Annotated in this window: 8 protein-coding genes; 4 read left to right on the top strand and 4 right to left on the bottom strand. The window is 69.8% G+C overall.

The window, feature by feature from the left end; translation table 11 throughout:
* Positions 1-107: 107 nt before the first annotated feature.
* Complete coding sequence (locus PSH25_RS18520) at positions 108-1139, top strand: LacI family DNA-binding transcriptional regulator (protein ID WP_238660276.1); 1032 nt, start codon at positions 108-110, stop codon at positions 1137-1139.
* A gap of 69 nt (positions 1140-1208) precedes the next feature.
* On the opposite strand, the gene PSH25_RS18515 is transcribed toward PSH25_RS18520, so the two are convergent.
* The 3 genes from PSH25_RS18515 to PSH25_RS18505 form a co-directional block, all read right to left on the bottom strand.
* Positions 1209-4874, bottom strand: a complete 3666-nt coding sequence (locus tag PSH25_RS18515; protein ID WP_238660275.1) for a family 78 glycoside hydrolase catalytic domain — start codon at positions 4872-4874, stop codon at positions 1209-1211.
* A 344-nt stretch (positions 4875-5218) separates the two neighbouring features.
* Positions 5219-6262, bottom strand: coding sequence for an NAD(P)-dependent alcohol dehydrogenase (locus PSH25_RS18510; RefSeq protein ID WP_238660309.1), 1044 nt, complete (start codon positions 6260-6262; stop codon positions 5219-5221).
* 197 nt (positions 6263-6459) lie between these two features.
* Positions 6460-7722: a glycoside hydrolase domain-containing protein gene (locus tag PSH25_RS18505; protein ID WP_238660274.1), complete on the bottom strand. Its 1263-nt coding sequence runs from the start codon at positions 7720-7722 to the stop codon at positions 6460-6462.
* A gap of 225 nt (positions 7723-7947) precedes the next feature.
* Here PSH25_RS18505 and PSH25_RS18500 point away from each other — a divergent pair, with 225 nt between their 5' ends.
* Entirely contained in the window at positions 7948-8442 is a 495-nt protein-coding gene (locus PSH25_RS18500; protein ID WP_238660273.1) for an LURP-one-related family protein, read from the top strand.
* A gap of 11 nt (positions 8443-8453) precedes the next feature.
* Here the strand turns inward: PSH25_RS18500 and PSH25_RS18495 are convergent, their stop codons facing one another.
* Positions 8454-9806, bottom strand: a complete 1353-nt coding sequence (locus PSH25_RS18495) for an FAD-binding oxidoreductase (RefSeq protein ID WP_238660272.1) — start codon at positions 9804-9806, stop codon at positions 8454-8456.
* A gap of 46 nt (positions 9807-9852) precedes the next feature.
* Here PSH25_RS18495 and pdxR point away from each other — a divergent pair, with 46 nt between their 5' ends.
* Together pdxR and PSH25_RS18485 are read left to right on the top strand one after the other, a co-directional pair.
* Positions 9853-11280, top strand: a complete 1428-nt coding sequence (pdxR, locus tag PSH25_RS18490) for a MocR-like pyridoxine biosynthesis transcription factor PdxR (protein WP_238660271.1) — start codon at positions 9853-9855, stop codon at positions 11278-11280.
* A 111-nt stretch (positions 11281-11391) separates the two neighbouring features.
* Positions 11392-12198, top strand: coding sequence for an alpha/beta fold hydrolase (locus tag PSH25_RS18485; RefSeq protein WP_238660270.1), 807 nt, complete (start codon positions 11392-11394; stop codon positions 12196-12198).
* The last annotated feature ends 36 nt before the right edge of the window (positions 12199-12234 follow it).

Here is a 12234-nt window from a genome sequence, read left to right as displayed (position 1 = left end):
GCTCGCGGCGCTGTTGCTGCGCTGCCTGAAACGATTTAGGCGCTATACACTGCCGAGCGACCCGGTCGACACGGGTCACGACCACGGTACGGAGCATCTGGGGAGTCATGGCGACGGCGAACATCAAGGAGGTCGCCCGGCATGCCGGCGTTTCCCTCGGCACCGTGAGCAACGTGCTCAACCGACCCGACACGGTCGCTCCCGCCACCCGGCAGCGGGTGCTCGACGCCATCACCACCCTCGGCTACGTCCGCAACGACTCCGCCCGTCAACTGCGCGCCGGGCGCAGCCGCACCGTCGCCATCGTCGTCCTGGACGTGGCCAACCCGTTCTTCACCGACGTGGTCCGAGGGGCCGAGCAGGTGATCGAGGCGGCTGGCGCCATGCTCGTCGTCTGCAACAGCGGCGAGGACGGCGCCCGGGAGCGCCGCCACCTGGAGCTGTTGGAGGAACAGAGGGTCCGTGGTGTGCTCATCACCCCGGTCGACCACGGCCCGCAGCCCGTTCTGGACAAGCTCATCGAGCGCGGCATCCCGGTGGTACTGGTGGACCGGGGAACGGGCCGGGCGAACCGTTGCTCGGTGGCGGTCGACGACGTGCTCGGCGGCCGACTCGCCATGGACCACCTGCTGGACCAGGGCCACCACCGCATCGCCTACCTCGGTGGCCCGCTCACCATCGCCCAGGTTGCCGACCGGCACGCCGGGGCCGCCGCGGCTGTGCAGGACCGCGGCAGCACCGCTGACCTGCGGGTGGCGGTGACCACCAACCTGACCGTCGCCGCGGGCCGACACGCCGCCGAGGAGCTGCTCGCGTTGCCGGTCCGCAAGCGCCCGACTGCCGTGTTCTGCGCCAACGACCTGATCGCGCTCGGTGTCCTTCAGGAGCTGACGGCGCGCGGGGTGCGGGTGCCGAGCGACGTGGCCATCGTCGGCTACGACGACATCGAGTTCGCCGGCGCCGCGGCGGTGCCACTGTCGTCGGTGCGCCAGCCGCGCGACCAGCTCGGCCGCGCCGCAGCCGAGCTGCTGCTCGAAGAGGCCGAGTCCGGTGACACCCACCGGCACCGGCACGTGGTGTTCCAGCCCGAGTTGGTCGTACGCCGATCCAGCGACCAACCCCGGCGTACCCGGCGCTGACCGGCCCTTCTTCGACGACGAAGGAGCCGGGCGGATGCCCGCCCGGCTCCTCCGCGACGCCCAGCCTGGTCAGGCCGCCGGAACGGGCATCGCCCAGACGTCGGCGATCGACGGGTCGTAGCCGGTGCCGGTGTCCTGGTAGCGCACCCGCACCACGCCGTCCCGCGTCGCATCCGGCAGGTCGACGACGAACTGGTAGCTGACCGTGCCGGGCCCACCCGCGGTGCGCTGCCACGAGCGGGTGTGCGCCACCACCCCGTCCACGAGCACCTGGTAGTCCTTGAGCTGCGGCCCGTCGTACGTCTCCACCGAGCGCAGCACGAACGGTTCACCCGCCCGGACCGCGAGGTCGAACTCGAACCAACCGCCGGGACGGGTGACGTCCGTGTACCGGCGGGTCAACCCAGCCTCCGTGCTGGTGTTCGAGTAGGTGGAGGCCGTCAGGCGGTGCGCCTGCTCGGACGCCGCGACGCCGAGGTCGACGTGGTCGTACGCGCCCGTCGGTGGGACGACCGCGAAGGAGTAGGAACCGGACCCGATCTCGTAGACGGCCACCGCGCCGTCCATCCGGACGAAGCGCACCCCGGCAGCCTGCTCCGCCGGCCGGCCGCCCTCGGTGACCGCCTCACGCCCGGGCGCCGGGAAGCGCACCGTCGCCGTGGTGTTGGGCGGCAGGGTGACCCGCAGCCGCACGTCGCCGCGCGCGTCGAGGTCCCAGTCACTGCCGATCGTCCCGTACGCCGAGCGGTACGACGCCTTGGCCGAGGTGAGGTTGCCGCCCGGCTGGGGGGCGAACGTGACGTGCGCGTACCCGGGGTTGGCGGCGTCGGGCTGGATGCCGGCGACCGTCCGGTACATCCAGTCGCCCACCGCGCCGTACGCGTAGTGGTTGAAGGAGTTCATCCCCACGTCGCCGAAGCTGCCGTCGGGTCTGATCGAGTCCCAGCGCTCCCAGATCGTGGTCGCGCCCTTGCCGATCTCGTAACCCCACGACGGGTAGGTGTCGTTGAGCAACAGCCGGTAGGCGACATCCAGGTGCCCGGTGGCGGTCAGCGCCGGAAGCAGGTCCGGGGTGCCGAGGAAGCCGGTGGAGAGGTGCCAGTCGTGCCGTTGCACATTGGCGACCAGTCGGTCGGCGGCCCTGGCCCGCAGCGGGTCGGTCAGCAGGCCCATGCCGATGGCCAGCACGTACCCGGTCTGGCTGTCGCCCTGCACGGTGCCGTCGGCCGCGACGTAGGTGTTGACGAACGCCTGGGCGATGGCCCTGGACAGCGCCGCGTAGCGGGTCGCGTCGGCGTCGCGCCCGATGGCGGCGGCCAACTCTCCCAGCAGCCGGATGCTGTACGCGTAGTAGGCGGTGCCGACCACCCCGGCCGGCGTCGGGTCCTCCAGGTTGAGCCAGTCGAGGTACGGGCCGGCGTTGGTCCGCAGGTTGCCCGAGCTGGTGCTCTCCAACCAGGACGCGTAGCGCACCATCGACGCGTAGTGCTCCTCGACGACCCGGGTGTCGCCGTAGCGCTGCCACAGCGCGTACGGAACGGTGATCCCGGCGTCGGCCCAGCCGGTCGCGCCGTCCCCGCAGCAGGCGCGCGGCGCGACGTCGGGGTACGCGCCGTTGGCCGACTGCGCGTCGCGCAGGTCCTGCAACCACTTGCTGAGGAACGTCAGGCTGTCCATGTTGAACGTCGCGGTGTTGGCGAAGACGTTGATGTCACCGGTCCAGCCCAGCCGCTCGTCGCGCGCCGGCGTGTCGGTCGGGATGGAGAGGAAGTTGCCGCGCTGCCCCCAGGTGATGTTGCGGTGCAGTTGGTTCACCATGGCGTTGGAGGTCTGGAACTCACCGGTGAGGTCGCCGTCGGTGTGCATCACCAGCCCGGTGACCGAGGACAGGTCCGGGGTGCCCGGATATCCGGTCAGCTCGACGTAGCGGAAGCCGTGGAAGGTGAACGTCGGCTGGTAGACCTCGGCCCCGCCACCCCGCAGCGTGTACTGGTCGGTGGCCCGCGCCGTGCGCAGATTGGCGGTGTAGGCGGTGCCGTTCGGGTTGAGCACCTCGGCGTGCCGGATGCGTACCGTCGTGCCGGCCGGGCCGTTGAGCTTCAGCCGCACCCTGCCGACCATGTTCTGGCCGAGGTCGAAGATCCAGGTGCCGGGGGTGGGCTGGGTCAGCGTCCGGGCCGGCAGCTCCTGGGTGACCCGCACTGGCGGGTCGACCTGGGCGACGATCGTGTCGGTGGCGTCGACGTCGTCGACGGTGGCCGGCTTCCAGCCGGCGTCGTTGAACCCGGGTCGGTCCCAGCCCGCCGGCAGCCGCCGCGCGTCGTAGGTCTCACCGTGGATCAGGTCGCTCTGCAGAAACGGCCCGGCCGTGACGCGCCACGAGCCGTCGGTGCCGATCGTCGCGCTACGCCCGTCGGTGTAGTCGATGACCAGTTGGGCGCTCAGATGCGGCCGGGAGCCGTAGTTGTCGGTGCCGAACCAGGCGATGCTGCCCGCGTACCACCCGTCGCCGAGCAGGGCACCGAGGGCGTTGTCGCCCGTCTGGAGCTGGCGGGTCACGTCGTACGTCTGGTACTGCACCCGCTTGTGGTAGTCGGTCCAGCCGGGTGCCAACTCGTGGTCGCCGACCCGCTGACCGTTGAGTGAGAGCTGGTAGACCCCGAGCGCGGTGGCGTAGATCCGGGCCCGTGCGACCGTACCGTCGACGCGGAAGCCCTTGCGCAGCAGCGGGTTCGCGTCCAGCGCGGTGAGCATGGCCTCGGTGTCGCCGCCGACCCGCAGGCCGGCCGCGGTGGCCGTGCCCGCCCCGAACGGGTTCACCCCGTCGGTGAGCGGGGCCGCGAAGAGCGTCTGGCCGCCGCTGGTCACCGAGAAGTTGGAGAAGACGCCGGACTCCAACCCGTTGGTACGCAGGCCGACCGAGCCGGCCTGGTGCGCGGTGCTGGTGGTGACGTCGACCTGGGTGCCGTCAACCCAGGTCGTGATGGTGTTTCCGGCCGCGGTGATGCGCAGGGTGTGCGGCGTGGTCAGCCTGTCGGCCGGGACGACTCCGCCGAGCGGCACCTCCTTGAGCACCGTCCAGGCGCCGTTGACCCGGGCGTGCGGGCGCAGTTTCGCGCTGCCGCCGGTGATGGAGAACTGCCACATGTACGCGTTCGCCGCACCCCGGGCACGGAGGTAGATCCCGGCCGCGTCGCGTTCCAGTCGTACCGTCGTCTGCACGGTGTAGTCGGTCCAGGACTCGGTCGCCGACGGCATGCCGATCCAGTCGGCCTGCCAGCCCGCGCCACCGTGTACGCCGGTCTCCCAGGACGCGGGCGCGCTCCAGCCGGAGGCGTTGCCGGCGGTGTCCCAGACCTGGACCTGCCAGGCGTACCGGGTGCGGGGTCGCAGTTGTGGGCCGGCGTACGCGACGAGGGTGCTCTGCCGCGACCGGACCCGGCCGCTGTCCCAGACGTCGGGGGCGGTGAGGCGCTCCGCGCTGGTGGCGACGCGCATCTGGTACGACTGCTGGAGCACGCCCCGGGCGGTGGCGTCGATCCGCCAGCCGAGTCGGGGCTGTGCCACGTCCAGGCCGATCGGTTCGGTGGCGCGTTCGGTGGTCAGGTCGGTCGCGGTCAGCGTGGCGGCGGCCGGCGCTGCGGCGGCCGGGCCGGGCACCACCAACGGCGTCAGGCCGAGCAGCAGCACGAGAAGCGCGGAGGGTGCGGCGCGACGCCGCGTGATGCGCATCATTCCAGGTCCTCATCCTTCTGGGCGGCGGTCTCCCGGCACGACGCAGGCGGTGGACGGCCCGGACCGGGAGGGGACGGTGGGCTGGATGAATCGTTTCAGAACTTGTTTCAGGAAGGCTACGCGCTTGTGTTGGTCAAGTGAAGACGTTCACGACGATGAATGTGTAACGGGTTCGGCGCACGTCCACGAGACTCGCGAGGACGTTCGCCGACCTGCTGCCGCGGCTGACGTCGAGAAGGAGAAGCCGCAGGCCTTCACCGCGCACCGTTAGCGGGCGGATCACCCCAGCCGGGGTGTGCGCCAAGGACCGCCGTTCGGCGGACCCTGGCGCACACCAGAGAAGATCAGCGCAGGGTGTCGATGTCGATGACGAACCGGTACCGCACGTCTGAGGCGAGCACCCGCTCGTACGCGTCGTTGACCGCCTCGGCGCCGATGACCTCGACCTCGGGAGCGATGCCGCGCTCGGCGCAGAAGTCCAACATCTCCTGCGTCTCGGCGATGCTGCCGATGCTGGAGCCGGCGAACGAACGTCGGTTGCCGAACAACGCGAAGACGGGCACCGGCAGCGGCTCCGGCGGGGCACCCACGCTGACAAGCGTGCCATCCAGACGCAGCAGACCGAGGTAGCTGGCCATGTCGATCGGTGCGCTGACCGTATTGATGATCAGATCAAAGCTGTTCTTGAGCGCCTCGAACGTCGCCGGGTCCTTGGTGGCGTAGTAGTGCTCGGCTCCGAAGCGCAGGCCGTCGTCCTTCTTGCCCAGCGTCTGTGACAGCACGGTCACCTCGGCGCCCATCGCCGCCGCGATCTTGACGGCCATGTGGCCCAGACCACCCAGGCCCACCACGGCGACCTTCTTGCCGGGACCGGCGTTCCAGTGCGCCAACGGGGAGTACGTGGTGATGCCCGCGCACAGCATCGGGGCCGCCGCCTCGTACGGGATGCTTTCCGGCACCCGCAGCACGAAGTCCTCGTTCACGACGACGTGGGTCGAGTATCCGCCCTGGGTCACGGTGCCGTCCCGGTCGACGCCCGCGTACGTCTGGGTGTTGCCCTTGAGACAGTACTGCTCGTTTCCGGTGCGGCAGTTCTCGCACTCACGACACGAGTTGACCATGCAGCCAACACCTGCACGGTCGCCGACGGCGTGGCGGGTGACGTCGGCTCCGACCTCGGTGATCCGGCCGACGATCTCGTGGCCAACGGTGAGCGGGTAGGGAACGCTGCCCCAGTCGCCGCGCACGGTGTGGATGTCGGAGTGGCAGATGCCGGCGTAGCGGATCTCGATGAGAACATCGTGCGGGCCCAGGTCCCGCCGCTCGATCGTGGTGCGCACGAGCGGTTCGGTGGCAGAAGGCGCGGCGATAGCGTTGACGGTGAAGATGATGTCCTCCGGTGACGTGATGCTGACCTACCTGCACCTCACCACAGGCGTGGCGGCGCTGCCAGCGGCGGCCCTCCACTCGCGGCGTGCGGGGCCGGCGCCCGGCCTGACGCAGAGGTACGGGACCCATCCCGACGGCCGCGTCAGTCAAGTGACGAGCCAACCGGAATCTAGGGGCCACCGACCAGTGAGCGAGCTCAGACCCGGGTGATCCGCACCGCGTCGGCGACGACGAATCCGGTGCCACTGGTCCAGCGGCTCACACCGACCTTGTTGCCCGTGCCCGCCGCCAGGGTGAATACGCCGATCGAAACCCACCGACCGCCGTTGACCCGCTGGTTGACGGACACGGATCTGTTTCCCGTGGTGGTCGCCACGAGATAGGGCGTCTGGTTGTTGTAGCCGGCGTCGGCGGGGTACCACACCGAGATCTCGTAGCTTCCGGTCGTTGGGATGGTCGACCGGTACCAGGCGACGTCACTGGACGTCACCGGACTGGCGAACCGGTAGTCGGTACCGAACCGTTGGGCCGAGTAGGCCGATGTGCCCCAGGCGCTGCTCGCCGTGAACCCTCCCGAGGTGCTGTTGTCGATGGTCGCGGCCCACTGCTGCGGCGGGGCCTGGGTGACTGTCACGTCGAGGTAGTTGCGGTCGATGTTCATCGTCACGCCACCCCACGTCTCGGTGACGTTGCCGGCGTACTGGTGCAGGCGCTGGTGGTTCGCGTAGTGACCGTCGGCGCAGTAACTTCCGGCGTCCGTGTCAGCCACGCCGTTCCACCAGGCGATCCAGATCTGGTCGAGTCGCGTGTAGCTCGGGTTGTCGTACGCGTCGCAGACGTCCCTGATGCCCGAGGTGCCGCTGGAGTACATGCCGGCGAGGTACCCGCGTACGTGCAGTTGCTCGGTCCAGCCGGACAGGAACGACAGCACGGCCGATCGGCACGACGTGTCAGACGGGTACTGCTCGATGTCGTTGTAGATGGTGCTCGCATTGCCGATGCCCAGTGCCTGGGCCGCGGTCGCGGCACTGTTCGCCGCAGCGACGCCTTGTGACCGGGCGGTTGTGGGATCGGCGGACATTCTTGGCGCGCGGGTACCGCACGGTGCCTGGTATCCCAGCTCGATGGGGAGTAGGCGCCATCCGTTACTCATCTGGTTGGCAACCCAGGTCGCGGTGAGATTGGGCTGGGCGCAGGAGCGGCTGTCCCCGCTGATGTAGATGCCGATCGCGCCGTAGGGCGAGCTGGCGCGCCACGCGTCCATCGCGGCCTGTGACGGGGCGGTGCAGGTGTCGAATCCTCGGCCGGTGAAGGTGCCGGGTTGCGGGCCGGCGGCCGACAGCGTCACAGCGGTCGGCGCTTGCGCGCGCGTCGCGGCCACCGCAATCGGGGCGGTCGGCGCTACGAGTCCTGCGGCAACGGTGAGACCCGCCAACCATCCGGCAATGGTTTTCGTCATCGCCACCTCCTGGAGAAGGAAACCTAGCTGAGGAGCGGACAGCACGAAAGATTTCTACCACGAATCGATGGGTCGCAATACCACCGGTCGACGATGCGGTGTGTCGGGTCTCGTGCTTCGGCGTGCGCCGCTACAGCCGTGTCCTTTCTGCGGAGCGGACCGATGAGGGCGGCGGCCGTGCCCCGCCGGCCGGCACTTCCGTGTGCGGTGGGGGAGAATCGGACCATGTTTGTCATCAGGGAGCGGTTCTTCTCGATCGGCGACGACTTCGACGTGCTCGACGAGCACGGCACCAAGGTCTTCCACGTCGACGGCAAGGTGCTCAGCGTCCGCAACAAGGTCGTCATCGAGGACGCCTCCGGCCAGGAGGTCGCCACGCTGCACCGGCACCTGGTGGCGTTGCGTCCCACGTACGAGATCCGGATCGGCGGGGAGAAGGCCGCAGAGGTCCGCAAGAATCTGCTCACGCCGTTCCGCGACAAGTTCACCATCGACGTGCCGGGGCCCGACGACCTGGAGATGAAGGGTGACCTGCTCGACCACGAGTACGTGATCGAACGCAACGGCACCGAGGTGGCCGCGGTCTCCAAGCGGTGGCTGACGATCCGGGACACCTACGCGGTCCAGGTCGCTGCCGGCGTCGACCCGCTGCTCATCATCGGCAGCGTCCTCGCACTCGACCTGGCCATGAACCGCGACAAGAAGAAGGACGAGGACTGACCCCGACTGCGCTACCGGCTGTGGGGCCGGATGTTGTGGTTGAGGTGGAACACGTTGTGCGGGTCCCAGATCGTCTTGAGTGCGGTGAGCCGGGTGAGCTTGGCGGCCGGGTACGCGCGGCGTACCCCGCGTTGCCCCTCGTCGGCGGCGAGCGAGTTGACGTAGACGCCGTCGGCGTACGGGTTGAGCGCGGCTCCGGCACTGCGAGCCGCTGCCATTCGAATGTCGTCATCGGATGGCTCGGTCCAGCGGGAGCCGGCGCTGAACTCGAACGCGGTGCCGCGGTGGCTGAACGCCGCGTCGGCATCCGCGACGTCGCCGATGGCGCCGCCGTGCGCCTGCAGGCCGACGCCGGCCAGGTGGGCGCCGGTGTGCAGGTCCGACGCGCCGCGCAGTAGGAACGCCTCGATCGCGGCGGTGGGGAACTGCCGCAGGTAGTGCGCACTGGAGTACCGGCGGTAAGCGTGGCCGCCGACGGTGTCGTCGCGTTGCTGCAGTTCCAGGTATGACGGGGTGGTGACCCGCTCGGCAACCGGGCGCCCGAGCGCGCGCATCGCCGGCAGCAACCGGTGACCCTGTGCCGGGTCGCCGACCCATACGAAGCCGACGGTGGCGATCGGGCCCGTGGCCGTGCTGTGGACATCGGCGGTGAAGGTCGCCTGCCGCGGCGCGACGGCGTTGAGGTCCCGCCAGCCGTCGAGCACCGGTACGGCGTCCTCGGCGCGGAAGTCGAACTCGGCGACCAGGGTCTGCGTTCCGGTGTGGTGCAGGTGGAACTCGAAGTCGGTGACGATGCCGAAGTTGCCGCCCCCGCCGCGCAGGCCCCAGTAGAGGTCGGGGTTCTCGGTTCGGCTCGCGGTCACCACCTGCCCGTTCGCGGTGACCATCGTGTAAGAGATGACGTTGTCGCAGGCCAACCCGTGTTGGCGGGCGAGCCAGCCCATGCCGCCGCCGAGGGTCAGGCCGCCGACCCCGGTGTGCGAGACGTTACCCGCGGTCGTGGCGAGGCCGTATGGCTGCGACGCCCGGTCGAGTGCGCCGAGCAGCGCGCCGCCCTGGACTCGGGCGCGTCGCCGGATCGGGTCGACCCGAACGCCGTTCAACGGGGTCAGGTCGATCATCAGGCCGTCCGCGGGGACGGCGAGGCCGGCCACGTTGTGCCCGCCGCAGCGCACCCCGATCTCCAGGTCGAGTTCGTGGGCCAGGCGCACCGCGGCCACCACGTCGTTGATGCTTGCGGCCTGCACGATCATCCGCGGGCGCCGGTCAATCATGGCGTTCCAGACGGCGCGGGCCGCGTCGTAACCCGGACTGCCGGGGGTGAGGAGGCGGCCGTCGAAGCGGGGACTGGTCGTTGTCGTCATAGTTCGAGCCTGACGGAAATCGGTACACCCGGTAAGGTCCGATTCCATGGGCCGAATCAGGACCAATTCGAGCACTGCCGAGGACCTGCTCATCCATGTCGACCGGTCCGCCGCCGAGCCGCTGCACCGGCAGATTGCCGCCTCGATCCGGGGCAGCATCCGGGCCGGCCGGTTACGGCTCGGGACGTCCCTGCCGCCCACCCGCACCATCGCAGCCGATCTGAAAGTCTCCCGCGGCGTCGTGGTCGAGGCCTACCAGCAACTCGTCGCCGAGGGCTACCTCACCAGTCGGGCGGGCGGCTACACCCGGGTCGCGGTCGAGCCGGTTGCGCCGTCGGCGGGTCGGCGCGGCGGGGATCCGCCGGCGGCCCGCATCGACTTCGGCTACGGCCGCACCGACGTGTCGTCATTCCCCCGGGCCGCCTGGCTGCGTTCGGTGCGAACGGTCCTCACCACCACGCCGAACGAACGCTTCGCCTACCTCGACGGACGTGGCGTACCCGAACTGCACGTAGCCCTGATCGACTACCTCAGCCGGGTCCGCGGCACATCGGCCCGCCCGGAGAACGTCGTGATCTGCAGTGGCTACGGTCAAGGCGTCGCGCTGATACTCCAGGTGCTCGCGGCGCGCGGCGCCCGCAGGGTGGCCGTCGAGGACCCATCCGCGGACGACGACGCCCGCCTCGTCGCGGCCGCCCTCGGCCTGGACGTGATCGGCGTCCCGGTCGGGCCGAACGGCCTTCTCGTCGACAAGCTCCAAGAGACCGACGCGGACGCCGTCGTGCTGACGCCCTCGCACCAGTGGCCCACCGGCGGCGTCCTGTCGGCCACCGCGCGGGCCCGGGTCATCGGCTGGGCGCAGCGTCGCGGCGCGGTGGTGATCGAGGACGACTACGACGCGGAGTACCGCTACGACCGCTCGCCCGTCGGCGCCATGCAGGGGCTGGCACCCGACACCGTCGTCTACTGCGGCACAGCGAGCAAGACCCTGGCACCAGGGCTGCGCCTCGGGTGGCTGCTTGCGCCGCCGCACCTGGTCGACGACATCACGGCAGCCAAGGTACGGGCCGACCGTGGCTCTCCCGTCATCGACCAACTGACCTTCGCCGACTTCCTGACCCGCGGCGAATTCGACAGGCACCTACGGCGCATGCGTCCGGTCTACCGCCGCCGCCGGGACGCACTCCTGGCCGCGCTGCGCGCACGGCTGCCCGAACTGGAACCGGTCGGCGTCGCGGCGGGCCAACACGTCGTAACCTGGCTCCCGCCGGACCTCGACGAGGCCGCGGTCGTGGCTGCCGCAGCCCGGCGCGGACTGGTCGTGCAAGGCGTCTCCCGGTACCGGCTGAGCCCCGCCGGACCCGGCGGGCTGATCTTCGGCTACGCCACCCTCACCGAACGCTCCCTCTCCGAGGGGGTGCAGGCCCTTGCCGACGCGGTCACGGAGGTCCGCGCAGATCTGCTGCGGACATGAACACCCCAACGGTGCAGGACATAACGGTAATACAGGTGTCCGTGCCACCGGACGATCGCCCAGGTGGGCTGACGGTTGGTCCCCGAGGTGCGGGTGGTGAAGGATAGGCGAATGCGTGTGTGGGACCGCAACAACGTGATGCTGGCCGGTCGTGAGGATGGCCCTACTGTTGTGCTCGCGCACGGCTTTGGTTGTGATCAGCACATGTGGCGCCACGTGGTCAGCGAAATCGGACAGTGGGCCCAGGTGGTGCTATTTGATCACGTCGGATCCGGCAAGGCTGATCCGGCGGCCTGGGACGCTGACCGGTACGCCTCCCTGGACGGCTACGCCGATGACGTGCTGAGCATTTGCCGCGACCTGGACCTCCAGCAGCCGATCTTCGTCGGGCATTCGGTCAGTTCGAGTATCGGGGTCCTTGCGGCGAACCGCGAACCGGATCGCTTCTCCGCGCTGGTCCTGGTCACGCCGTCACCGTGTTACATCGACGACGGAGACTACCGGGGCGGTTTCACTCGCGAGGACATCGACGACCTGCTCGAGTCACTCGACAGCAACTACCTTGGCTGGTCGTCGAGCATGGCACCCCTGATCATGGGCAATCCCGAGCGGCCGGAGCTGGGCGATGAGCTGACGGCGAGTTTCTGCCGGACGGATCCCGCGATGGCGCAGGTGTTCGCGCGTACCACGTTCCTGTCCGACAACCGTGCGGACCTCGCCGCGGTGAGCGTTCCGACCCTGGTCCTGCAATGTGCTCAGGACGCCATCGCGCCGCCCGAAGTCGGCGCGTTCGTACACGCGCAGATCGCCGGAAGTCAGCTCGTCACACTGGATGCGACCGGGCACTGCCCGCAGCTGAGCGCGCCGGAAGCGACGGCCGCAGCGATCACGTCGTTTGTCAGGGCCGCCTACCGATGACCGCCACTGGGGGGCGTGATCCGCACGGCCCAGGTC

This window comes from Micromonospora foliorum, from assembly GCF_022229015.1.
GTDB lineage: Bacteria > Actinomycetota > Actinomycetes > Mycobacteriales > Micromonosporaceae > Micromonospora > Micromonospora foliorum.
Note: the sequence above shows the minus strand (reverse complement) of the source record. Positions and strands in the feature narration are given on the sequence as shown.

What these genes read in the sequence shown, in the direction of transcription:
- PSH25_RS18495 (WP_238660272.1), bottom strand. Translation starts at nt 9,806, where the DNA reads ATGACGACAACGACCAGTCCCCGCTTCGACGGCCGCCTCCTCACCCCC.
- PSH25_RS18515 (WP_238660275.1), bottom strand. Translation starts at nt 4,874, where the DNA reads ATGATGCGCATCACGCGGCGTCGCGCCGCACCCTCCGCGCTTCTCGTG.
- PSH25_RS18485 (WP_238660270.1), top strand. Translation starts at nt 11,392, where the DNA reads ATGCGTGTGTGGGACCGCAACAACGTGATGCTGGCCGGTCGTGAGGAT.
- PSH25_RS18520 (WP_238660276.1), top strand. Translation starts at nt 108, where the DNA reads ATGGCGACGGCGAACATCAAGGAGGTCGCCCGGCATGCCGGCGTTTCC.
- PSH25_RS18505 (WP_238660274.1), bottom strand. Translation starts at nt 7,722, where the DNA reads ATGACGAAAACCATTGCCGGATGGTTGGCGGGTCTCACCGTTGCCGCA.
- pdxR (WP_238660271.1), top strand. Translation starts at nt 9,853, where the DNA reads ATGGGCCGAATCAGGACCAATTCGAGCACTGCCGAGGACCTGCTCATC.
- PSH25_RS18500 (WP_238660273.1), top strand. Translation starts at nt 7,948, where the DNA reads ATGTTTGTCATCAGGGAGCGGTTCTTCTCGATCGGCGACGACTTCGAC.